The following is a 23,348-nucleotide window of genomic DNA, read 5'->3' on the forward strand; positions in this document are numbered from 1 at the left end:
TTATTAGACTAGAAGCAAGCCGACATCACTATGAAAAGAATATCTATATCGCAGCTCATTCGGCTGTTCGTGGCCTTCGGGATCCCACTCGGTATTTTGATGCTACCTATTAATGCCATTCCCATAGAAGGCCTGACACTGATCCAACACCGTCTTCTGGCCATTTTTGCTCTCGCCGCACTCCTTTGGGTACTAGAACCCGTTCCCGTATTCGCAACCTCCATCCTTATCATTGCCCTTGAACTGATCATGATTTCAGATAAAGGGCTGCATCTGTTCCGCACCCCGCCAACAGGTCATGATATGGGTGAGATGATGAAATACACCGATATTTTCGGTGCTTTTTCTTCACCGATTATCATTCTATTCATGGGCGGTTTTGCGTTAGCCATTGCCGCATCAAAATATGAGCTTGATAACAACCTGGCCCGGGTATTACTTAAACCTTTCGGCACTCAGCCAAAATTTATAATGCTGGGCTTAATGCTGATCACAGCCGTATTCTCGATGTTTATGTCAAACACCGCTACCACGGTGATGATGCTGGCACTGTTAGCACCGATTGTTGCCTCGGTTCCGAAAGGGGATATCGGGATTAAAGCTCTGGTGCTATGTGTGCCAATCGCCGCGAATACCGGGGGTATCGCAACACCCATCGGCACCCCACCCAACGCCATTGCCCTGCAGTACCTGACCGGAGAGCACAGCATCAGCTTCCTTGGCTGGATGATGATGGGTCTGCCATTTGTTATGGTTCAGCTGGCTTTTGCCTGGTGGTTGCTACAAAAATTGTTCCCGTCTTCCCAGCAACAAATGGAGCTCAAGCTAGAAGGTACTTTCCAGAAAAGCTGGCAGGCGATCGTGGTATATATCACCTTTGCCCTTACCATTATCATGTGGATGACGACCTCGTTGCACGGCATGAATACCTACGTGGTTTCCATCATTCCATTGGCGGTATTCACCCTAACGGGGATCATGGGTAAAGAAGAGCTAAAGCTGATCAACTGGGATGTATTGTGGTTGGTCGCAGGCGGTATCGCCATCGGCATTGGTTTGGACAAAACCGGCCTGGCAGCAGCATTGGCTCATGCCATTGATTACGATGCCCTTTCACCGATTTCCGTCGTACTTACCCTGTCGCTGATCTGCTGGATAATGGCAAATTTCATGTCTAACACCGCGACCGCCAACTTACTGATGCCGATTGCGGCAGCGGTTGCAGCCTCAATGGAGAGCCTGGCTTCGATCGGCGGCTTGCAGGGCGTATTAGTTGTTGTCGCTTTTTCAGCCTCTCTCGGTATGATATTGCCAGTATCAACCCCGCCAAACTCATTGGCTTACTCGACCGGTTTAATTGAGAGTAAAGACATGGCTAAAACCGGTCTTATTATTGGGCTGGTGGGCTTAGCGATTGTCTATAGTGCCGCTCTTGTGCTGACCTAATTATAAGGGCTCAACATGCAAATCATTGCTCACCGCGGGGCAAGTGTTCTTGCCCCGGAAAACACCCTTGCCGCGATGCAGGCCGCGATTAACAGCGGAGCAAAAGCCATTGAATTCGATATTCACAGCCATGGTGATGAATTCCTTGTGATCCATGATCGCTGGCTGGATCACACCACCAATGGCAAAGGCTTGCTGCAGGCACATAGTCTGGAAGAAATTAAACAACTTGATGCGGGCAATGGTGAAGTTGTGCCAACCTTATGGCAGCTGTTGACGTTGGTAAACGGTCAGTGTGCGCTTAACATTGAACTAAAATACGTCACTCACCTCCCCCCTTTATTGAATCAACTCGATCTGGCCTGTGAAAAACTTAACTTTAGCGCCGACCAGTTTTTGATTTCATCCTTTAATCATCATCTGCTCAAACAGTTGAAAGCCCTTGCTCCCGAACTGAAGCTTGGCGCATTAACGGCTTCTCGCCCAACGGATGAATGTGCATTTGCCGAAGAGCTGGACGCCTATGCCGTCAAACTAAAAATCGATACGGTATGCCCCGAATTGGTCAATGATGCCCACCAGCGTGGGTTGAAATGTTATGTCTACACGGTCAACCAACCTGACGACTGGCAGTGGTTAGATCAGATGGGTGTCGATGGCATATTCTGCGATGTGCCTGAAATAGCCGTTGGCTCTTTTCCGCAATCCGCTGTCCGGCCCGTCTGGGAGTAGGTGTTCATCAGCCATCACAGTGGCAACCTGATAAAATTAACCTCACGACAAATAACCCTATAACAGCTATTGCTTTTTTATCTCTCTTGGCTGGGAGAAAGCTCACATTTACTTTTATTTCATTATCCCCATCGCTGCATTTTTGAACTTTATCACTAATGATTATGCCCTTCAGGCCGATAATATACGTGATGCATGCAAGAGTTCAGAATAACCACTTAGACTTCATATCTTTAATGCCTTGAAGTCACCTGTTGCTACCAAATATAAGAGTCTTCGATGAGATATACGATCAAATTTAAAATCCAGATTGCCATCGCCGCGATTATCGCTTCGGTTAGCGCAGTTCAAGCCTGGATTTCCATTAATCAGCTGAAACAAGAAACCACCACAGAAATCACCAGCCAAATGACCGATAAAGGTCAGGCCACCAGCCGCTATATTGCCGACTGGCTAAACACCCGAAGCGATATGATGCTGGCCAACGAATCCCTTATTGCCAACCAGGACAACGTTGACCGTGAACTGCTGCTAACTAAACGCGCCGGCCACTTCTTGTCCGTCTATGCCGGTTTTACTGATGGTAGCATTGCCTATGGTGATAAATCAGAAGACTGGCCTGCCGATTACGATCCGCGTACCCGCCCCTGGTATAAAGAAGCCATGAGCGTAAGCCAACTGACTCTGACCGAACCCTACCAGGATTTTGACGGCAGTATTGTTGTGAGTTTTGCCAAAGCCTTTCAGGGCAAACACTCCGGGGTGCTAGCCGCCGATCTGACCGTCAGTCATATCATCGATCAAGTGCTGAACCTGAAACTGGATCATGATGGTTTCGCTTTTTTAGTCGATGGTAACAACCGCATTGTCGCCTATCGAGATGAGACCTTAAGCCAGCAACCATTAACTCAGTTAGATAGCGAACTAACCCCGGAGCTGATCCGTCAGCTGCAAAACCAGCAGACAATCGAGACGTTCTCGTTAGACAGTGAGAACAAAGACAAACTCATTTTTGTCGCGCCAATTGCCGGTACAGACTGGACGCTGGGTCTTATCGAAGACAAGTCTCTGGCATTTGCTTCAATCTCAGAGCAGATCACCTTCGTTGTTCTGGCCTCCATCGGCCTTTACATCATCATCTCAATCATTGCGAGCCTGATCATCAACAGCCTGTTACGTCCGCTGAATAACCTGAATCAGTCGGTCAGCCAGCTTGCTAAGGGCAGTGGCGATCTGACCCAACGGATTGAAATTGAACGTATGGATGAAATCGGCGAACTGGCTGATAACATGAACCGCTTCTTAGCGCAGCTGCAAGGAATGATAAAAGGCGTTGTTGCTCACTCGCACACATTGGGTGAACACGCTGATATGTCTTCCAAGCAAACAGCTTTGGCATCGCAGAAAGTCGCCGATCAGCAGAACGATGTTAACCAGATTGCCACTGCCATTCATGAAATGTCTGCGACATCTGGTGAAGTGGCCAGCCATGCCGAAATGACAGCAGCAGCAGCGCAAGCATCAACCAATGCCTGTGATGAAGGTCAGCAGGTGATCGGGCAAAACCGTGATGCCATTACCTCGTTAGCGAATCAGGTGCAGGAAGCGGCAACCGTCATTCATGAGCTGGAAAATAACGCCCAAGGCATTAACCAGATCCTATCGACGATTCAAGGTATTGCTGAACAAACCAATTTATTGGCATTGAATGCCGCAATCGAAGCCGCACGTGCTGGTGAACAAGGCCGCGGTTTTGCGGTCGTGGCAGATGAAGTCCGCGTCTTGAGTAAGCGTACTCATGATTCCACGGAAGAAATCCGCAGCATGATCGAAACCTTGCAGCAGAACACCCATCAGGCAGTTGATAGCATGCAGGCGAGTACTGAACTGGCCGATCAAAGTGTCGGTTACGCGGAATCGGCAAACAGCAGCCTGACTAAAATCACAGAAGCAATTACAGAAATTTCTGACATGGCAACCCATATTGCCAGTGCTGCCGAAGAACAACGCGCAGTGAGTGAAGACATCAGCCGTAATACTCAGGCAATTAAAGATGTCTCTGACCATTTAGCAGACCAAACGGCAGATGTTAGCCAAAGTGCTCGCGAGATGAGCGATTCAGCAGAAGCGATGCGACAAGATATTTCTCGCTTTAAGGTATAAAGCAGCCATATCCGTATAGTGTGAAAGTAAGCCGATTGTTCAAAACGCTGATGAACACCATTATGGTGATTCACAGCGTTTTTTTTCGCTAGATCCCCATCAGGATCATTGTCTTAAAAATCAGGCAATGTCGATCGGAAAAGCAGTAACTTGATCAATATGATCCAATGTCAGCGCCAGCATGATCAAGCGATCAATCCCCAACGCAACACCGGCACAATCAGGGAAACCGGCTCGCAGTGCTTCCACCAAGTGCAAATCAATCGGCTGTGGCTTCAACCCCATCTCAATACGCTTCTTATTGTCCTGTTCAAATCGAGCAAGCTGCTCATTACCATCGGCTAATTCATGGAAACCATTCGCTAATTCAATGCCTTTAAAGTACACCTCAAAGCGTTCCGCTACTCGGCTATCCGCCGGGTTGATCTGAGCTAATGCAGCTTGTGATGCAGGGAAGTCATACACAAACGCCGGCACCTGCTGACCAATTTTGATTTCAACACCGATACTAAACAGGAGTTGCAACAAAGTATCGCGATCCTGCTCCGGTTCTGCAATATCAGCCAGGCCTAACGTAGCTGCAGCCACTTTAAGCTCATCCATGCTGCCTTCCAGCGGGCACACACCCAGCACCTGCATAAATGCTTGCTGGTAGCTCATACGCTCAGCCTGCTGGCAACCCAGCACTTGCTGCAGTAACTCATCCATTTCATCCATCAGCTCATGATGGTCAAAATCCGGACGATACCATTCCAGCATGGTAAATTCAGGGTTGTGATAACGACCCGACTCTTCATTACGAAATGACTTACAAATCTGATAGATAGGACCACTTCCCGCAGACAGTAACCGCTTCATATGAAATTCAGGACTGGTCATCATATAGAGTGTCTGGCCGCCGGCATATCCCGGGCCGACAAACTCAGTCTGAAAAGTATGCAGGTGGACATCCGTCACAGTCGCCTGGCTCATGGCTGGCGTATCGACTTCCAACACATCTTTGCGGGCAAAGAAATCACGGATAGAAGAAAGAATAGCAGCACGTTGTTTTAGCTGCTTCATTGAGGCCGTTGGTTGCCAAGGCAAAGACATAATACCACTTATTAATTTCAGGCTGATCATCTGGCGACAGTTTATCAAAGCCCTGCAGCTGTTCACATAGCAACCATTCAGCTTGAACTGAAAATATCGAACAATATTAATTTATAAAAATATATGAACAATGCATAACGCTGACTAGCTATTTCGCGATCAAAACACATACATCAGAAACACAACATCAACAACAACACAACCAACCACACATAAGCTCAACATTTTATTTCATTGAACACCCTCTAAATGATTAGATTAGATTTTACATTAATGACTTACACACAAAATGAGAAACACAACAATAACGGGCCAGAAACAATTAACACAGAACAGATCGGTCAATTAACAAACATTGCACATTACAAATTGTGACAATAATCACAAAACTTGTAATCCCTCACACTTTAGGGCTACTTCACTTCGAAAGATGCGTCTAAATCATATTTTCTCCCGGTTTTGTTGCATAGAATAACTTCAGGATTTCAAGGATAGGTGTGTATATGCATGCCTGTTAAATTTTTCGTCTTACCTCCGGAGGATAGCTGTGAAGACAATTACCACAGATATCGCTGTAATCGGCGCAGGTGGCGCAGGACTACGTGCTGCCATCGCTGCTGCTGAAGCAAACCCAGACTTAGAAATTGCACTGATTTCGAAAGTTTACCCAATGCGCTCTCACACCGTAGCTGCAGAGGGTGGCTCCGCTGCCGTCATCAAGGATGAGGATAGCCTGGACAACCACTTCAACGATACTGTTGGTGGTGGTGACTGGCTATGTGAACAGGACGTTGTTGAATATTTTGTAGAAAACGCGACTCGCGAGATGACCCAGCTAGAGCAATGGGGTTGTCCTTGGAGCCGTAAAGAGAACGGTGACGTTAACGTTCGTCGTTTTGGTGGTATGAAGGTTGAGCGTACCTGGTTCGCTGCCGATAAAACCGGCTTCCACATGCTACACACGCTTTTCCAGACCTCTATCAAATATACCCAAATCAACCGCTTTGACGAATACTTCGTGGTTGATCTGCTGGTAGAAGAGGGCGAAGTACAAGGCCTTATCGCTATTCACATGGCTGAAGGCGAGTTGGTTTGTATTAAAGCGAAATCTGTTGTACTAGCAACTGGTGGTGCAGGCCGTGTTTACAACTGCAACACCAACGGCGGCATCGTAACGGGCGACGGTATGGCGATGGCATTCCGCCACGGTGTACCGCTACGTGATATGGAATTCGTTCAGTATCACCCGACAGGCCTGCCTGGTACCGGTATCCTGATGACCGAAGGTTGTCGTGGTGAAGGCGGTATCATGCTGAACAAAGATGGCTACCGTTATCTTCAAGATTACGGTATGGGCCCTGAGACGCCAATCGGCCAGCCTAAAAACAAATACATGGAACTGGGTCCGCGTGACAAAGTTTCTCAAGCGTTCTGGCACGAGATGCAGAAAGGTAACACTATCAAGCACCCACTGGGTGATGTAGTCCACCTTGATCTTCGCCACCTGGGTAAAGAATACCTGCATGAGCGTCTGCCATTCATCTGTGAACTTGCGAAAGCATACGTGAACGTTGACCCTGCGGAAGAGCCAATTCCAATTCGTCCAACCGTGCACTACACCATGGGTGGTATCGAAACAGACAAGAACAACGAAACACGCATCTCTGGTCTATTTGCAGTCGGTGAGTGTTCTTCTGTTGGTCTGCACGGTGCAAACCGTCTGGGTTCTAACTCTCTAGCAGAGCTTGTTGTATTCGGCCGCCTGGCGGGTGAAAGCGCAGCAAAACGTGCAACAGAGTTCAAAGGTTGGAACGAAGAGTCCATTACCAAGCAAATGCAAGCGGTACAAGATCGCATCGACGCCCTCATGTCTCAAGAAGGTGACGAAAACTGGTCTGATATCCGTACCGAAATGGGTCACTCCATGGAAGCGGGTTGTGGTATCTACCGCCAAGAAGACCTGATGCAAGCGACAGTTGATAAACTAGCAGAGCTTCGTGAGCGTTATAAGAAGATCAGCATCAAAGACAAAGGCAAAGTATTCAACACTGATTTGCTATACGCAATCGAAGTTGGCTACGGCCTGGAAGTTGCTGAAACTATGGCTCACTCTGCAATTCTTCGTCGCGAGTCACGTGGTGCACACCAGCGTCTAGATGACAACTGCACAGAGCGTGATGACGTAAACTACCTGAAGCACTCGCTAGCCTTCTACAACGGTGACAAAGCACCTCGCATCGAATACAGCGACGTAAAAATCACTAAGTCTCAGCCTAAAGCACGTCTATACGGTGCAGCGGCAGAAGAGGCAGCAGCGAAAGAAGCAGCAGAAGCGGCAGAAGCGGCAGCGAACAAAGAGGAGCAGGCATAATGTCAGGCAACCGTATCCAAAAAGTTGAAATTCTGCGTTATGACCCAGAAAAAGACGCAGAACCGTACTTCGAGATGTTCGAAGTACCGTTTAACGAAACCATGTCTGTGCTTGATGCACTGGGTTACATCAAAGATAACCTAGACAAAGATTTGACTTACCGTTGGTCTTGCCGCATGGCGATCTGTGGTTCTTGCGGCATGATGGTTAACAAGGTACCGAAGCTAGCTTGTAAAACCTTCCTGCGTGACTACCCGAATGGTCTGAAAATCGAAGCGCTGGCTAACTTCGCTATCGAAAAAGATTTGATCGTTGATATGACACCGTTTATCGAGCGTCTTGAAGCGATTAAGCCATACATCATCGGTAACGATCGCACACCGGAAGATGGTCCAAACAACCAGACGCCTGAGCAAATGGCTAAGTACAAGCAATTTGCCGGTTGTATCAACTGTGGCCTTTGCTACTCAGCTTGTCCTCAGTTTGGTCTGAACCCTGAGTTCATTGGTCCTGCGGCGCTAACACTTGCACACCGATACAACCTGGATAGCCGTGATAACGGTGCTAACGAGCGTATGAAGCTGATTAACGGCGAGAACGGCGCTTGGGGTTGTACTTTCGTGGGTTACTGTTCTGAAGTTTGTCCGAAGAGCGTTGATCCGGCAGCAGCGGTTAACCAGGGTAAAGTTGAATCTTCTAAAGATTTTGTTATTGCCATGATTAAGCCTCAGGAGGCATAAGGATGAGCAACCGTAAACCTTACGTTCGCGAAATGACACGCACCTGGTGGAAAGATCACCCTTTCTACCGCTTCTATATGGTTCGTGAAGCAACAATTTTACCGCTGATCTTCTTCACTATCTGCCTGACTTTTGGTCTAGGTAGTCTGGTGAAAGGTCCTGAAGCTTGGGCTGGTTGGTTAGACTTTATGTCTAACCCAATCGTTGTGGTTTTGAACATTCTTGCGCTTCTAGGCAGCTTGTTCCACGCACAAACATTCTTCAGCATGATGCCTCAAGTAGTGCCGATTAAAATCAAAGGCAAAGCACTTGATAAGAAAATTGTTGTACTGGCGCAGTGGGCTGCAGTTGCTGCTATCTCACTATTCGTTCTAGTGCTAGTTTAAGGAGAACCACGTGGTAAATCTAAATCCTAAACGTTCTGACGAGCCAGTATGGTGGGGTCTGTTTGGTGCTGGTGGTACTTGGTTCGCAATGCTAACACCGGTAACTGTACTTGTTCTGGGTATCATGGTGCCGCTAGGCATGATTGATGCTGAAGCGATGAGCTACGAGCGTGTAACAGGCTTCGTAACCAGCATTATCGGCGCGCTATTTACTATCGCTACGCTGGCACTACCAATGTGGCATGCCATGCACCGCTTGCATCACGGTATGCACGACCTGAAATTCCACACCGGTGTGGCAGGTAAAATCGCGTGTTACGCGACCGCATTCCTGGTGTCTGCACTGGCTGTTATCTTTGTCTTCATGATCTAACCATCATCAAGATACCCGGTTTAAAAAGCACCGCTTCGGCGGTGCTTTTTTATATCTAAAATCCAGGTGAAACTTCAGAAAACAAGCAACTAACAGGCACAAAAAAGGCCGCCTAAGCGACCTTTTTCCAACAGTAAGCAGTGATTACTTCACACGGCTTACGTATTCGCCAGAACGCGTATCAACTTTGACAACTTCGCCAATCTGAATGAATAGCGGTACACGTACCACTGCGCCAGTTACTAGCGTTGCTGGTTTACCACCCGTACCCTGAGTATCACCTTTCAGGCCAGGATCTGTTTCAGTCACTTCTAGCTCAACGAAATTTGGTGGTGTCACAATAATTGGGTTACCGTTCCAAAGCGTCAGCGTACAAGTGTTGTTTTCTACCAGCCATTTCGCATTTTCACCAACAGCTTTCAGATCAGCAGCTAATTGCTCAAATGATTGGTTGTCCATGAAGTGGTAGAATTCACCGTCGTTGTATAAGTAATCAAGTTCGATGTCGACTACGTCTGCAGCTTCAACCGACTCGCCAGACTTGAAAGTCTTCTCAAGCACCTTGCCTGAAAGTAACTTACGGATCTTAACGCGGCTGAATGCCTGGCCTTTACCTGGCTTAACAAATTCGTTTTCGATAATGACACATGGTTCATTATCTAGCATAATTTTCATTCCGCTGCGGAATTCATTGGTGCTGAAAGACGCCATTTCTATCCTCTTAACCATCTTCGAGTTGTATTTAATGCCGCATATAATAACCCGAAACGCATCAACTGTTGAGCAAAAATGGCTCAATGATCTAGCTAATGCGATTTCAGATCCTTTTCTACTGTTAAAAACCCTGAAAATAGATCCCAACCCATGGGAAAAGGGGTTAGCGGCAAGGAAATTATTCGCGCTGCGTGTCCCTCTGAGCTTTGTCGAAAGAATGGAAGTTGGCAACCCTTACGATCCATTGTTGCGACAAGTGCTGCCTCTTGAGCAGGAGTTTGATGTTCACGAGGGGTATTCCCTCGATCCACTTGAAGAGCAGGACAACGCAATTCCAGGGCTGCTGCACAAGTACAAAAATCGTGTCTTGATGATTGTAAAAGGGGGTTGTGCGATCAATTGCCGCTACTGCTTCCGTCGCCACTTCCCTTATGAAGATAACAAAGGCAGCAAAAAACAATGGCAAGTGGCACTTGATTACATTGCCGGGCATTCAGAGCTCAACGAAGTGATTTTCTCGGGCGGTGATCCGTTAATGGCCAAAGACCATGAACTGCAATGGCTGATTAACGCTATCGAACAGATACCACACATCAAACGCCTGCGCATCCACTCACGCCTGCCTGTGATTATTCCTGCTCGTATTACCTCTGAACTTTGCCACATGCTGGATAACAGCCGATTGCAGGCGATTCTGGTTACCCACATTAACCATGCCAATGAAATTAATGATGAGTTAGCCTCGGCAATGGCCAAATTAAAACAGGCCAATGTGACCTTACTGAACCAGGGAGTGCTACTACGAGGAGTCAACGATTCAGTAGGCGCACTGACCTTGCTAAGTGAAGCGTTATTTGCCGTCGGTATTCTGCCTTACTATCTGCATGTGCTGGATAAAGTACAGGGGGCAGCCCATTTTATGGTGAGCGACCAAGAGGCTCGTCAGTTAATTGCAGGCTTGCTACAGAATGTCTCTGGCTATTTAGTGCCTAAATTGACTCGTGAAATAGGCGGACGCGCCAGTAAAACCCCGCTCGATTTACATTTAGAGTAAAGCCTGTATTTAGAGTGAAACCAACGCACCAAGCCAATGAATGCATCCAGAGTAAGCCCGTATTCATTGGCAGGTGTTCATTGAAATATCACTTCTTTGCGTTCAGCATTTCCAGTCATTTACAACAAAGTGCTGTTCCTATTTTCCAGCCTCTTACCCGTAAAAAATAACCATCCTTAATCTATTGATCTTTAAAGGCAGTACCGCTCGTACAGCTTTTTGATCATTACAACTCAAAAGCTAACGCCTATAGACAAGCAGCTTTTGAAGTCCAATCCAGCGAAAAGGTGCACCAAATGGAACATGACTAGCATTATGTTATAATTTTCACTATAAACTACTGATAAACAGGGATATTATCAGCCGTACAGCTTTATTGGTTAATTTCACTGTAAACCTAACATACAAAAATACCACGCATTATTGTTCGGATATCAACCAACCTCACGATTGGGCAGCAATTACCACTCAAAACAGCAAATAGATGTACCAATTTTCATTTCGGTAAATACAATGATATTTATCAATATAAGGCAATGGTTTTAAATGACTTTTATTTGCGCTCAGCTTTTCTGGCTTTTTCGTGAAGGAACCTATTTCAAGAATTTCCAACTCAAAGAATCGTAACTACGGTTTCTCTATCACTACCAATACCAGTAATCATAAACGCATCGTACAGCTTTTGAGTCAACATCCACCCAAAAGATGAGCGCTTTCTCACCAGTAGTCCAAAAACGAAATATTGCCACATAAGCTGTTGATTATTAAATGATTCATCATGCGTGCAGCTTTTCTGGTAATTTTCATAGTAAACCCTGCTCACGATGATCAGCAGAGAATACGATTCAAAACCTCGTGATGTTCAGCTTTTGATTCTAATAACAGTAAAATGATGTACTTTTTCGCCCGCCGTAGTCAGAATACCAACTTGAAACCTAAGCGATTGATTTTAATGGCTTAAAAATGCGTGCAGCTTTTGGAGGGATTTCCCTGATGAACTTGCGAGGGGGAAAACCAGGTACTAATAATAAACTATAAGGCATAAAAAACCCGCCATCAGGCGGGTCTTTAAATCAAGCGGTTAGCTTAGGGGATGATTACATCATGCCGCCCATGCCACCCATGCCGCCCATATCAGGCATTGCAGGAGCATCTTTAGCTGGCATATCGGTAATCATCGCTTCAGTGGTGATCATCAGACCGGCAACAGAAGCGGCGAACTGTAATGCCAGGCGCGTTACTTTTGTTGGGTCAATAATACCCATTTCAACCATGTCGCCATATTCGCCAGTTGCCGCGTTGTAACCGTAGTCGCCTTCACCAGCACGAACATTGTTAGCAACAACAGATTCTTCATCACCTGCATTCTTGGTGATTTGACGAATAGGCGCTTCCATCGCGCGAAGCGCAACACGGATACCCACACTCTGCTCTTCGTTGTCGCCTTCAAGGCCAGCAACTTTAGATGCCGCGCGGATAAGTGCGACACCACCACCCGCAACCACGCCTTCTTCTACCGCTGCACGCGTTGCGTGTAGTGCATCTTCAACACGGTCTTTCTTCTCTTTCATTTCAACTTCAGTCGCTGCGCCCACTTTGATGACGGCAACACCGCCAGCTAGCTTAGCCACGCGCTCTTGAAGTTTCTCTTTGTCGTAGTCAGAGGTTGCGTCTTCGATTTGCTGACGGATCTGAGCAACACGGCCTTGGATCATAGTTTCTTCACCAGCACCATCAATGATAGTGGTGTTTTCTTTGGTGATCGAAATACGCTTCGCCTGGCCAAGATCTTCAAGCTGAACTTTTTCCAGCTCTAGACCGATTTCTTCAGAAATTACCGTACCCGCTGTTAGAACAGCGATATCTTGCAGCATTGATTTACGACGGTCACCAAAACCAGGTGCTTTAACCGCTGCAACTTTAACGATGCCACGCATGTTGTTCACAACAAGTGTTGCCAGTGCTTCGCCTTCAACGTCTTCTGCAATGATTAGCAGTGGACGAGAAGCTTTTGCTACGCCTTCTAGAGCAGGAAGTAGTTCACGGATATTCGATACTTTCTTGTCTACAAGTAGAATGAACGGGCTTTCCAGATCAACAGAACCGGCTTCTTGGTTGTTGATGAAGTAAGGAGACAGGTAACCGCGGTCAAACTGCATACCTTCAACAACATCAAGCTCATCTTGCAGTGCCTGACCTTCTTCAACCGTGATAACACCGTCACGGCCTACTTTTTCCATAGCTTCTGCAATCAAGTTACCAACAGTCTCATCAGAGTTTGCTGAGATTGTACCAACCTGGGCGATTGCTTTCGTGTCTTCACATGGTACTGAAAGTTCTTTCAGCGCTTCAACGGCAGCAACAACTGCTTTGTCGATACCGCGCTTAAGATCCATCGGGTTCATGCCGGCAGCAACGGCTTTCAGGCCTTCACAGATAATAGATTGAGCAAGAACAGTCGCAGTCGTTGTTCCGTCACCCGCCGCGTCATTCGCTTGCGAAGCAACTTCTTTAACCATCTGTGCGCCCATGTTCTGGAACTTGTCTTCCAGTTCAATTTCACGCGCAACAGAAACACCATCTTTAGTGATAGTTGGTGCACCGAACGACTTGTCCAGTACAACGTTACGGCCTTTAGGACCCAACGTTACTTTTACTGCGTCAGCCAGAACGTTTACACCTTCCAGCATTTTAATGCGTGCGTCGTTACCAAATTTAACGTCTTTAGCAGCCATGTCTGTATTCCTTTCTTAGTTCTTTATTTGAAGTGAACGGATTATTCAACGATTGCCATGATGTCATTTTCAGACAKGATCAGGACTTCTTTGCCGTCAATCTTTTCAGTTTTAATGCCGTAGCCTTCAGCAAAAATCACAGTATCACCAACTTTGACGTCCAACGGCTGAACAGTGCCGTTCTCCAGAACGAGGCCTTTACCTACAGCAACGACTACGCCGCGAGTTGATTTTTCGGCAGCAGAACCAGTTAGAACGATGCCACCAGCAGACTTAGATTCAACTTCTTGGCGTTCAACGATAACTCGGTTATGTAATGGACGAATATTCATCGGTCGTCTCTCCAGATTTTGGTAAGATCCATAAGATTAAGAGAAGTAAGCAACAAACTGCTTACTTTCATGAAATAGCGTTTTTCTGATACTTAGACATGTTGGGTCGATTTTTTAGATCCCAAGCCTTTAGCTGTTATTTTTTTGAAAATTTCTCCGAGAATTTTTGCCCGATCACACTCTTTGCTTTAGGGTAAGCCTGCCAATCCAATCCGAGACCACTATGTCAGCAGAAAAAAGATCAGCCGGTATACGGTCTGACAAGCACGGACTGCTCTCTGATCCTATCGCAGAAGTATTGCGCCGCTTAACCGTGCCCATGGTATTCGGGATGGTGGCGATCTTAATGTTCAATCTGGTCGATACCTTTTTTATCTCCCTGTTAGGCACAGAAGCGCTGGCAGCGGTCAGTTTTACCTTTCCGGTAACCTTTGCCCTTAACTGCATTACCATGGGTGTCAGTGTGGGGATATCGACCAGTGTAGCTCGCTTATTAGGTCAGGGGAGGAATGATTGCGCAGCACGTTTTGCCAGCCACGGATTATTGCTGGCGGTCATTTTAATGATCAGCGCTTCCTCTCTGGGTACTGTCACGATCACCCCCCTCTTTTCTTTGATTGGGGCCACGCCGGAATTGCTGCCAATAATCACCCAATACATGAACATCTGGTATCTCGCCATTCCACTGTTAGTGATACCCATGGCCGGAAACAGTGCGATTCGTGCAACTGGTGATGCTAAAACCCCGGCCAAGATCATGATGCTGGCCGGATTGATCAACGGCATTCTGGATCCTTTACTGATCTTTGGTTACGGACCTTTTCCAGAATTAGGCGTCAAGGGGGCAGCCATTGCCAGTGGGATCAGCTGGGCCTTCGCGTTGATCAATTCCCTGTATATTTTAATCAGGCGTGAAAAACTACTGGCCTGGCCGCAACTGACACGTATTCGTAAAGACTGGTGGCAGGTAATGCAGATTGGTACTCCGGCAGGTTTGTCCAATGCAATGAACCCATTGGCAGGCGCACTGCTCATGTCGATACTGGCCGTTCAAGGTACAACGTCTGTTGCTGCTTATGGTGCGGCAATGCGCATCGAATCTCTGCTGGTGATCGTGATAATGGCTTTGGGCTCGGCCTTAATGCCGTTTATGGCGCAAAATTTAGGGGCTGATAAACCACGACGGGCATTTCATGCATTGTTTATCACCATGCGCTTTGCGATTGTTTTTCAGTTGCTGGTTTTTATTATGATGGTGCCACTAAGCTGGCCGCTATCCTCACTCTTCAGCCAGGATAGCGCGGTACAGCAACAGATATGGCACTATTTGATCGTCGTGCCGGTTAGCTATGGCATGCAGGCTGTGTGCATGTTGCTGATCAGCGCCTTAAACGCCATGCATAAACCAATGCACGCACTGGTGTGGAATCTGTTGCGGTTATTTGGTTTTTTACTGCCTGCAGCATGGCTCGGCAGTCAGCTTAATGGGACAGAAGGGCTATTTATCGGTGTTTCTGTCGCCAATATTGTCAGTGGTATCAGCGCTTACTTTTATGCGCTAAGAATACGTCGGCAAGCTGGATTATATGCAAGTTAAAAACCAGCGATGTATTCCTTCTATAATATGAACAGCATGAACAAATAAGGCAGCCTGAGCTGCCTTTAATGTATCAGTTAATGGTTAATGGTTAATGGTTAATGCAGACGATTTTGCTGATCGTTATCTTTGTCATCGTCTTTGCGCTCAAACTCACCGTCAAACACATCACCCTGACTATTCGCATCTTTGTCGCGGCGTGATTCAAAAGGATCTGCACCATGATCAAAAGGCCCCTGACCAGTAAAACCCTGGCCACCGCCAAACCCGGCACTAAAACCAGAGCCTGACGCCATACCCTTCACCTTTACGCGGCTCATTATCTGCTGCGCCAACATCGCCCGCGGGGCTGGCAGAAGAACAAACATACCAAGCGCATCCGTCATGAAACCCGGAGTCAGTAGTAATACCCCTGAAACCGCCAGCATAACTCCTTCAACAATTTGCTGAGCCGGCAGTTCGCCTTGCTGCAATTTTGTCTGAACCGCCATCAAGGTCGCAATGCCCTGACTACGCACTAACGACGCCCCGACCACCGCAGTGATCAGTACCAAAGCAATCGTTGGCCATAGTCCTAAGAAACCGCCGAGCTGAACAAATAAGGCAATTTCAACAATGGGAACAACGATAAACAGAAACAGTAATACCGGAAACACGACTCACCCCTTTGTGGTTGTCTGTCACTAACTGGTCAACACTTGCTGATGGTAATGCCATCAGAAAACACCAGCATCTTTATATAGTCTAATCAATGTGGGGTATTGTGGCATTTTTCAACCGTCAGTGCGCGTTACCAGTCCGCATTATTAGTTACCAAAGATAAACCAACAAGCTTTTCACATCCTGTCACTTTCAATCACCTACTGACACATAAGCCACACTACCGTTAACAGTATGCGTAAATTCGCTTTCGGTTTTGTGCAAATGCCTTCACGCACATCAAAATAAACCAACAAACCCTTCACATTCCGTCACTTACGATCATTTATTGACACACTCAGCCTCCTTATTGTTAACAAGTAAGTGTGAGGCCGATCTCGTTTTTGTGCAGTTGTTTTCATGTGCGTCAAAAAAGTGATCCAGGTTATGTTTTTACCATTCAAGGGGAGTATTATCAGCCCCACATAAGGTGTCAGGTACGATCATCTAGCCAACACTCCTGCGGAACGGATTCTTAATTCAGAATTGGCTCAACGTTTGAATTTTATTTAGCAGATTCCCATAAGGCTACCTCATGTCTCAGATGATTGATCTTGAAAAAAATGAAGCAACTCTGAATGTTGCTACCCGCATCGAAGAAGATCTACTTGGTGATCGTCACGTTCCTGCTGACGCTTACTGGGGCATCCATACTCTTCGCGCTGTTGAAAACTTCAACATTTCTAAAACCACTATCTCTGATGTACCAGATTTTGTCCGCGGTATGATTTTCACCAAGAAAGCTGCTGCAATGGCTAACAAAGAACTTGGTGCGATTCCATCTGAAGTTGGCGAATACATCATCAAAGCGTGTGACCTAATCCTGGACACAGGCAAGTGCATGGATCAATTCCCATCAGACGTATTCCAGGGTGGTGCCGGTACTTCTGTCAACATGAACGCCAACGAAGTAGTCGCGAACCTTGCTCTTGAGCTCATGGGCAAAGAGAAAGGCGAATACGACATCGTTAACCCGAACGATCACGTTAACAAAAGTCAGTCAACTAACTGTGCTTACCCAACCGGCTTCCGCGTTGCGGTATACAACAGCATCATGACAATGGTTGAAGCACTTGAGTACCTTAAAGGTGCCTTCGACGCGAAAAATGAAGAATTCGCAGACGTACTGAAAATGGGCCGTACCCAGCTACAAGACGCGGTACCTATGACCGTAGGCCAGGAATTCAACGCATTCAGCATTCTGATCAAAGAAGAAATCAAGAACCTTAGCCACACAGCAGAACTTCTGCTGGAAGTTAACCTTGGTGCAACCGCTATCGGTACTGGCCTGAATGCGGCAACTGGCTACCAGGAGCTGGCAGTTCAGCGTCTGGCTGAAATCACCGGTCTGCCTTGTACACCGGCAGAAGATTTGATCGAAGCAACGTCTGACTGTGGTGCCTACGTGATGCTCCACGGTGCGCTGAAGCGTACTGCCGTTAAACTGTCTAAGATTTGTAACGACTTACGTCTGCTTTCTTCTGGTCCTCGTACCGGTCTGAACGAACTAAACCTACCTGAAATGCAGGCAGGCTCTTCAATCATGCCCGCGAAAGTAAACCCTGTTATCCCTGAAGTGGTGAACCAGGTTTGCTATAAAGTGATCGGTAACGACACAACGATTACTTTCGCAGCAGAAGCAGGTCAGCTTCAGTTGAACGTCATGGAACCTGTTATCGGTCAGGCGCTATTTGAATCTATCGATCTACTGAAAAATGCCGCTATCAACCTGCGTGATAAGTGTATTACGGGCATCACAGTGAACAAAGATGTCTGTGAAAGCTACGTGTTCAACTCTATCGGTATCGTCACTTACCTGAACCCATTCATTGGCCACCATGAAGGTGACATCGTAGGTAAGATCTGTGCAGAAACAGGTAAAAATGTCCGTGAAGTCGTACTAGAGCGTGGGCTTCTGACTGAAGAGCAGCTTAATGACATCTTCTCAGTACAAAACCTGATGCATCCAGAATATAAAGCGAAGCGTTACAACTAATAACGCAAAAGCTAGATAACTCGGCGGGTTTTCAGGACGAAAACCCGCCCCCTTTTTGCTACAAATTCCCATTTTATTTTTTAACTTTAAAGACAGGAAATCTTATGATTGGTGTAGAGCTATTTGTCGTTCTCGCGTTTATTTATCTTGGCGCAAGAATCGGCGGTATTGGTATTGGTTTTGCTGGCGGTGCTGGTGTACTGGTACTTTCCCTTTTTCTAGGTATGGATGCAGGTAATATCCCTGTAGACGTTATCCTGATCATCATGTCAGTAATTACTGCCATCGCCGCGATGCAAGTTGCCGGTGGTATGGACTGGCTGGTTGATCTGGCAGAAAAATTTCTCCGTAAAAACCCTAAGCGCATCACATTCTATGCGCCGATGGTAACTTACTTCATGACCCTGCTTGCAGGTACCGGTCATACTGCATTCTCTACCCTGCCGGTTATCGCTGAAGTGGCCAAAGAGCAAGGCATCCGTCCTTCTCGTCCACTTTCTATTGCAGTTGTGGCATCACAAATTGCAATCACCGCATCGCCTATCTCAGCGGCGGTTGTGTTCTTCTCCGGTATTCTTGAGCCACTGGGTGTGGGTTACCTGACACTGCTGGCAATCTGTATCCCAACAACGTTTACCGCTTGTATGGTGGGTGCATTTGTTTCTAACTTCCTGGGCTGTGAGCTAAAAGACGATCCTGTTTATCAAGAGAATCTGGCTAAAGGCTTGATCAAGATCCAGGGCGCAACAAAACGTGAAATTCTGCCAACAGCGAAAACAGCAACTTACATTTTTATTGCTGCTATCGTCGCGGTAGTTGCTTACGCAACTATGATTTCAAGTGCTGTCGGCCTGATCGAAGACCCTGCACTGGGCCGTAATGATGCAATCATGGTATTCATGCTGACAGCAGCCATGGCTATCGTTACATTCACTAAGATTGATGCATCTCAAATTGCCAATGCCGCAACGTTCAAATCTGGTATGAGTGCTTGTGTGTGTGTATTGGGTGTTGCCTGGTTAGGTGATACGTTCGTATCTGGTCACATCTCTGAAATCAAAGAATTGGCGGGTGAAGTCCTGGCGCAATACCCTTGGATGCTGGCTGTAACTCTGTTCTTTGCTTCTATGCTACTTTACTCTCAGGGCGCAACAACGACTGCTCTGATGCCTGCGGCACTGGCGATTGGTGTAGCTCCTCTAACTGCTGTCGCTTCTTTCGCAGCAGTAAGTGCACTGTTCGTACTGCCAACTTACCCGACCCTGCTGGCAGCGGTTGAAATGGATGAAACAGGTTCAACCCGTATCGGTAACCTGGTATTCAACCACCCGTTCTTCATTCCGGGTCTGGTGACAATTTCAACATCGGTTACACTTGGCTTCGCAATAGGCGGTATCTTCCTGTAACAGGTTGATAATGCAATTGTTGATATAGCGACAATTGTGCAAGACCATGAAAAGGCTGCCTGCGGGTAGCCTTTTTTATTGGTACGAGATACGAGATACGAGATACGAGAAAAAGCATAAAGCCGGAATGAATCGCATCAATACCTTATTTCGGTTAATACAAGTACAGAGGAAACATTCAGAAAGAGTGAAGCATTACGAAGAGATAGAAAGAGTTACGAAGAGATTTAATTTGAATATTTGTCTCCGCCCCATCCCAGGGCGAAGACCAAGAGCAGATACGATTCCCGGCGTATTTGTTCAGACCGGATCCGCTGTTATTCCCCAACGGCTGATCCGATATCATGTCTCAATTTGCTACTGTTCAGGCTCAAGACAGGAGAACCTGAAACACTATAGTAATGATTGAGTGAGCCATGCGATAGAGGTAAAAGCGTTATGCAGCGATGCAAAAATAGGATGAAGTTAGATGACCTGCGCACACTGATTGCGATTGCCCAACACGGAAGTTTCAGAGCCGCAGCCAGTGCGCTAGACATCCCCCCGGCGACACTTAGCCGCCGGTTACAACGATTGGAAGAGACTCTCGGTAGCCAATTGGTGATCAGAGACAGCCGCAATGTCGCCCTCACTCCGCTCGGTCAGAATTATTTTGAACGCTGTCAGCCGCTGCTTGACGAGCTGGAAGCCACCACCTCAGAGCTGATTGATACCAGTAATAACAATCCTCGTGGTGCACTACGCATATCGGCACCGGTTGGATTGCTGACTTATCAGCTAATGCCGCTATTTAACCAGTTTCTGGTGCAATACCCGGAGATCACGCTGTCGCTCAACCATCTGTCGAACCAGCAGCATGATTACAGCCCGGAACAATACGATGTGGTATTTCGCGTCGGTCATCAGCCTGATTCAAGTTTTGCCGCCGCAAAAATTGGTGAATCACAGCGTACTTTAGTGGCCTCTTCGCACTATTTGGCCCAACACGGCACCCCCTTACATCCCGACGAACTCAATAGCCATGCCCGCCTGGCGACAGTGCCCGAGTTTGAGTGGGCACTCACTTGTAAAGCTGATTCTGCCAGCCCGGAAACAATCTGGATAAACTCACCGGTACGGATGGCCATCGCTGATCTTAACAGTGTCAAACAAGCCGCAATCAAAGGATTAGGCATCGCGTGTCTGCCAAACTACGTGGTGGCTGACGCACTGGAACAAGGCTTACTGTCAACCATGATGAACGACTGGTATTCACCGCCTCGCCCTATCTATATGCTTTATCAGCGCCTGGGTTATGTGCCAAGCCATATCCGCTGCTTTACCGATTTCATGCGTGATGCACTTACGGGCGAATAAAGCGGACGGATAAAAGGTATAAAAGAGCAGTTTCAATGTCGTTGTTAAATGACACTGCAATAAGGCGAATTGTTTCTTTCAAATGAAACCAATCACTGTATAAACCGGTCTTAAGGGGTATAGTTTATAATATTGAACCAAATACCCTTGCTGCTACCTCCGGGTACGCCCTGCAGACGAGTCGAGTGAGAATGATAGGATTGAAAAAAAATGACGGGGTTGCCCGTATCGTTTCCCTGTTTGTTTTATTGGGAACCCTGCTGATCGGCGCGCTCAGCCTGCCTGCTCAGGCTGAATTTTCTCTGCCGGGATTTTCGGATAACAATACCAATAAGTTTGTGACCGTCGATGAGGCCTTTCCGTTTAACTTCAGTCAGCAAGGCGACAGAGTCTATCTTGACTGGCAGGTAAAACCGGGCTACTACCTCTACCAGCACCAACTTTCGGTTACTGCTAATGACGCAACGCTGGGACAACTCGGTATCCCACCGGGTAAGCCTTATAAAGACGAGTTCTTCGGCGAAGTAAACATTTACACCGATCCACTGACCGTCACCGTGCCGCTGATAGAAGCGAGTGAAGGGGCAACCCTGACGGTGCGCTATCAGGGCTGTGCCAAAGCCGGTTTCTGCTATCCTCCCGAAATTCGCCAGGTCCCTTTATCTGCCGTTGCGAAACACAGTAATAATTCGACGCCTGCAATCCCATCAGCAACAGCGGCAGCACCACAGGGAAAAGTAAGTACTAACACGCAAGCAGCAACCGCTGTCACCGGTTTTGGCACAGCAAACATCGCAAGTACAACAGCGCCTCCACCGGCAACGCAGCAAGATCAGCTGGCCAGCGATCTCGCCGACCAATGGTGGACGCCCCTAGTCTTTTTGGCCTTAGGTGTCGGGCTGGCCTTTACGCCATGTGTCTTACCCATGTACCCCATTCTGACCGGTATCGTATTAGGTGGCGGCAAGCTCAGCCACGGCCGCGCTTTTCGTCTGGCCTTTATTTACGTCCAGGGGATGGCGCTGACCTACACCTTGCTGGGGTTAGTGGTCGCTTCGGCTGGCATGCAGTTCCAGGCGGCTTTGCAGCATCCGTACGTACTGATCGGCTTAAGTGTCCTGTTTGTACTACTGGCCCTGTCGATGTTTGGGGCTTATACCCTGCAGCTCCCTAGCACTGTTCAGACCTGGCTCAATGGCCTGAGTAACAAGCAGCAAGGTGGCCACATCGGCGGCGTATTCGCCATGGGGGCGATTTCTGGTTTGGTCTGTTCGCCATGCACCACAGCCCCATTATCCGGTGCATTGATTTATGTCGCGCAAAGCGGTGACTTACTGACAGGCGCAGTTGCTTTGTATGCACTGGCTATCGGGATGGGGATACCACTGATCCTGGCGGCGATGTTCGGTAACAAACTGCTACCTAAAGCGGGCAACTGGATGACCCACGTAAAAGTCTTCTTCGGTTTTATCCTGTTGGCGGTACCAATCTTCCTGTTAGAACGTATTCTGCCGCATACTCTGGTTCCGTATCTATGGTCAGTATTAGGGATTGCAGCATTTGGTTGGTTATATCATGTCAAAACCACTATGCCGGTATCGTGGCGTAGCAGCACATTGGCCGTGATAGCAATTGTGGGTCTGTTCGCGGCGACTCAGCCGCTATATCAGCGGATAACAGAGACTCAATCTTCCGTAACAGCCAAACCTGTACAAGTTCAGTTTGTCCGTATCAGCAATATTGATGAGCTGGATTTAGCACTTGCCGAGGCCAAAGCCCAGGGCAAACCCGTGATGTTGGATTTCTATGCTGACTGGTGTGTGGCATGTAAGGAGTTTGAGAAATACACCTTCCACGATCCAGCCGTTGCCCCTGAACTAAACAAGTTTATTTTGCTGCAAGCAGATGTCACATCTAGCTCGCCTCAAGACATCAAGCTACTACAGGAATTAGACGTACTGGGCTTACCGACTCTCGATTTCTGGGACGGCCAAGGAAACCGAGTCCCTAATGCTCGATTGACTGGATTCATGGAAGCCAAGCCTTTTCTTCAACACCTAAATAAGCAACGGCTCACCAACTGAGTTATCGCTGCTGAGTTATAGGATTAGGAGCATAAAAAAGAGCACATCAAGTGCTCTTTTTTTCATCAGGAA

The 23,348-nt window shown here is 47.3% G+C and carries 18 protein-coding genes; 13 read left to right on the plus strand and 5 right to left on the minus strand.

Annotation, left to right across the window (positions count from 1 at the left end; genetic code table 11):
* The first annotated feature begins 30 nt into the window (after positions 1-30).
* The 3 genes from L4D76_RS05985 (at position 31) to L4D76_RS05995 (ending at position 4,341) form a co-directional block, all read left to right on the plus strand.
* Positions 31-1,446 (plus strand): SLC13 family permease, encoded by a 1,416-nt coding sequence (locus tag L4D76_RS05985; RefSeq protein ID WP_428440008.1) that lies wholly within the window; start codon positions 31-33, stop codon positions 1,444-1,446.
* Between the two features lie 15 nt (positions 1,447-1,461).
* Entirely contained in the window at positions 1,462-2,178 is a 717-nt protein-coding gene (locus L4D76_RS05990) for a glycerophosphodiester phosphodiesterase (protein ID WP_428440009.1), read from the plus strand.
* A 279-nt stretch (positions 2,179-2,457) separates the two neighbouring features.
* On the plus strand, positions 2,458-4,341 hold the full coding sequence (locus tag L4D76_RS05995) for a methyl-accepting chemotaxis protein (protein ID WP_428440010.1): 1,884 nt from the start codon (positions 2,458-2,460) through the stop codon (positions 4,339-4,341).
* Between the two features lie 120 nt (positions 4,342-4,461).
* Here L4D76_RS05995 and epmA read toward each other — a convergent pair whose 3' ends face one another.
* Positions 4,462-5,433: an elongation factor P--(R)-beta-lysine ligase gene (gene epmA, locus L4D76_RS06000; protein ID WP_428440011.1), complete on the minus strand. Its 972-nt coding sequence runs from the start codon at positions 5,431-5,433 to the stop codon at positions 4,462-4,464.
* A gap of 547 nt (positions 5,434-5,980) precedes the next feature.
* On the opposite strand from epmA, the gene frdA reads away from it, so the two are divergent.
* Genes frdA through frdD form a run of 4 tightly spaced genes read left to right on the plus strand, consistent with a single transcriptional unit; the run spans position 5,981 to position 9,303 of the window.
* Positions 5,981-7,804 carry a fumarate reductase (quinol) flavoprotein subunit gene (gene frdA / locus L4D76_RS06005; RefSeq protein WP_428440012.1) on the plus strand — a complete coding sequence of 608 codons (1,824 nt, stop codon included), beginning with the start codon at positions 5,981-5,983 and terminating at the stop codon, positions 7,802-7,804.
* Positions 7,804-8,544, plus strand: a complete 741-nt coding sequence (locus tag L4D76_RS06010; RefSeq protein WP_428440013.1) for a succinate dehydrogenase/fumarate reductase iron-sulfur subunit — start codon at positions 7,804-7,806, stop codon at positions 8,542-8,544. The genes frdA and L4D76_RS06010 overlap by 1 nt, the downstream gene beginning before the upstream one ends.
* Before the next feature lie 2 nt (positions 8,545-8,546).
* Complete coding sequence (frdC, locus tag L4D76_RS06015; protein ID WP_428440014.1) at positions 8,547-8,930, plus strand: fumarate reductase subunit FrdC; 384 nt, start codon at positions 8,547-8,549, stop codon at positions 8,928-8,930.
* 10 nt (positions 8,931-8,940) lie between these two features.
* Positions 8,941-9,303, plus strand: a complete 363-nt coding sequence (gene frdD / locus L4D76_RS06020; protein WP_048899877.1) for a fumarate reductase subunit FrdD — start codon at positions 8,941-8,943, stop codon at positions 9,301-9,303.
* A gap of 144 nt (positions 9,304-9,447) precedes the next feature.
* Here the strand turns inward: frdD and efp are convergent, their stop codons facing one another.
* Positions 9,448-10,014: an elongation factor P gene (gene efp / locus L4D76_RS06025; RefSeq protein ID WP_428440015.1), complete on the minus strand. Its 567-nt coding sequence runs from the start codon at positions 10,012-10,014 to the stop codon at positions 9,448-9,450.
* Positions 10,015-10,048: 34 nt separating this feature from the next.
* Here efp and epmB point away from each other — a divergent pair, with 34 nt between their 5' ends.
* A complete protein-coding gene (gene epmB / locus L4D76_RS06030) occupies positions 10,049-11,071 on the plus strand; it encodes an EF-P beta-lysylation protein EpmB (protein ID WP_428440016.1) in 1,023 nt (340 codons plus the stop codon).
* Positions 11,072-12,168: 1,097 nt separating this feature from the next.
* Here epmB and groL read toward each other — a convergent pair.
* Complete coding sequence (gene groL / locus L4D76_RS06035) at positions 12,169-13,806, minus strand: chaperonin GroEL (protein WP_428440017.1); 1,638 nt, start codon at positions 13,804-13,806, stop codon at positions 12,169-12,171.
* A 41-nt stretch (positions 13,807-13,847) separates the two neighbouring features.
* Positions 13,848-14,138, minus strand: a complete 291-nt coding sequence (locus L4D76_RS06040) for a co-chaperone GroES (protein WP_428440018.1) — start codon at positions 14,136-14,138, stop codon at positions 13,848-13,850.
* Positions 14,139-14,361: 223 nt separating this feature from the next.
* Here L4D76_RS06040 and L4D76_RS06045 point away from each other — a divergent pair, with 223 nt between their 5' ends.
* A complete protein-coding gene (locus tag L4D76_RS06045) occupies positions 14,362-15,735 on the plus strand; it encodes an MATE family efflux transporter (RefSeq protein WP_428440019.1) in 1,374 nt (457 codons plus the stop codon).
* Positions 15,736-15,833: 98 nt separating this feature from the next.
* Here L4D76_RS06045 and L4D76_RS06050 read toward each other — a convergent pair whose 3' ends face one another.
* Positions 15,834-16,391 (minus strand): FxsA family protein, encoded by a 558-nt coding sequence (locus tag L4D76_RS06050; protein WP_428440020.1) that lies wholly within the window; start codon positions 16,389-16,391, stop codon positions 15,834-15,836.
* Positions 16,392-16,969: 578 nt separating this feature from the next.
* Between L4D76_RS06050 and aspA the strand changes: the two genes are divergently transcribed.
* The 4 genes from aspA (at position 16,970) to L4D76_RS06070 (ending at position 23,276) form a co-directional block, all read left to right on the plus strand.
* The gene (aspA, locus tag L4D76_RS06055; RefSeq protein ID WP_428440021.1) at positions 16,970-18,430 is read left to right on the plus strand and encodes an aspartate ammonia-lyase; all 1,461 of its coding nucleotides are present in this window, start codon (positions 16,970-16,972) and stop codon (positions 18,428-18,430) included.
* A 104-nt stretch (positions 18,431-18,534) separates the two neighbouring features.
* Positions 18,535-19,836, plus strand: a complete 1,302-nt coding sequence (locus L4D76_RS06060; protein WP_428440022.1) for an anaerobic C4-dicarboxylate transporter — start codon at positions 18,535-18,537, stop codon at positions 19,834-19,836.
* Positions 19,837-20,295: 459 nt separating this feature from the next.
* Positions 20,296-21,192, plus strand: a complete 897-nt coding sequence (locus L4D76_RS06065) for a LysR family transcriptional regulator (protein WP_428440023.1) — start codon at positions 20,296-20,298, stop codon at positions 21,190-21,192.
* A 191-nt stretch (positions 21,193-21,383) separates the two neighbouring features.
* Positions 21,384-23,276: a protein-disulfide reductase DsbD gene (locus L4D76_RS06070; protein ID WP_428440024.1), complete on the plus strand. Its 1,893-nt coding sequence runs from the start codon at positions 21,384-21,386 to the stop codon at positions 23,274-23,276.
* Positions 23,277-23,348 lie beyond the last annotated feature (72 nt).

It is taken from the genome of Photobacterium sagamiensis (assembly GCF_050337085.1).
In the GTDB taxonomy this organism is placed as follows: Bacteria; Pseudomonadota; Gammaproteobacteria; order Enterobacterales; family Vibrionaceae; genus Photobacterium; species Photobacterium sagamiensis.

Excerpts from the sequence above, each read along its gene's own strand:
- L4D76_RS05985 (WP_428440008.1), top strand. The coding sequence starts at position 31 with ATGAAAAGAATATCTATATCGCAGCTCATTCGGCTGTTCGTGGCCTTC.
- L4D76_RS05990 (WP_428440009.1), top strand. The coding sequence starts at position 1,462 with ATGCAAATCATTGCTCACCGCGGGGCAAGTGTTCTTGCCCCGGAAAAC.
- L4D76_RS05995 (WP_428440010.1), top strand. The coding sequence starts at position 2,458 with ATGAGATATACGATCAAATTTAAAATCCAGATTGCCATCGCCGCGATT.
- epmA (WP_428440011.1), bottom strand. The coding sequence starts at position 5,433 with ATGTCTTTGCCTTGGCAACCAACGGCCTCAATGAAGCAGCTAAAACAA.
- L4D76_RS06010 (WP_428440013.1), top strand. The coding sequence starts at position 7,804 with ATGTCAGGCAACCGTATCCAAAAAGTTGAAATTCTGCGTTATGACCCA.
- frdC (WP_428440014.1), top strand. The coding sequence starts at position 8,547 with ATGAGCAACCGTAAACCTTACGTTCGCGAAATGACACGCACCTGGTGG.
- efp (WP_428440015.1), bottom strand. The coding sequence starts at position 10,014 with ATGGCGTCTTTCAGCACCAATGAATTCCGCAGCGGAATGAAAATTATG.
- epmB (WP_428440016.1), top strand. The coding sequence starts at position 10,049 with ATGCCGCATATAATAACCCGAAACGCATCAACTGTTGAGCAAAAATGG.
- groL (WP_428440017.1), bottom strand. The coding sequence starts at position 13,806 with ATGGCTGCTAAAGACGTTAAATTTGGTAACGACGCACGCATTAAAATG.
- L4D76_RS06045 (WP_428440019.1), top strand. The coding sequence starts at position 14,362 with ATGTCAGCAGAAAAAAGATCAGCCGGTATACGGTCTGACAAGCACGGA.
- aspA (WP_428440021.1), top strand. The coding sequence starts at position 16,970 with ATGTCTCAGATGATTGATCTTGAAAAAAATGAAGCAACTCTGAATGTT.
- L4D76_RS06060 (WP_428440022.1), top strand. The coding sequence starts at position 18,535 with ATGATTGGTGTAGAGCTATTTGTCGTTCTCGCGTTTATTTATCTTGGC.
- L4D76_RS06065 (WP_428440023.1), top strand. The coding sequence starts at position 20,296 with ATGAAGTTAGATGACCTGCGCACACTGATTGCGATTGCCCAACACGGA.
- L4D76_RS06070 (WP_428440024.1), top strand. The coding sequence starts at position 21,384 with ATGATAGGATTGAAAAAAAATGACGGGGTTGCCCGTATCGTTTCCCTG.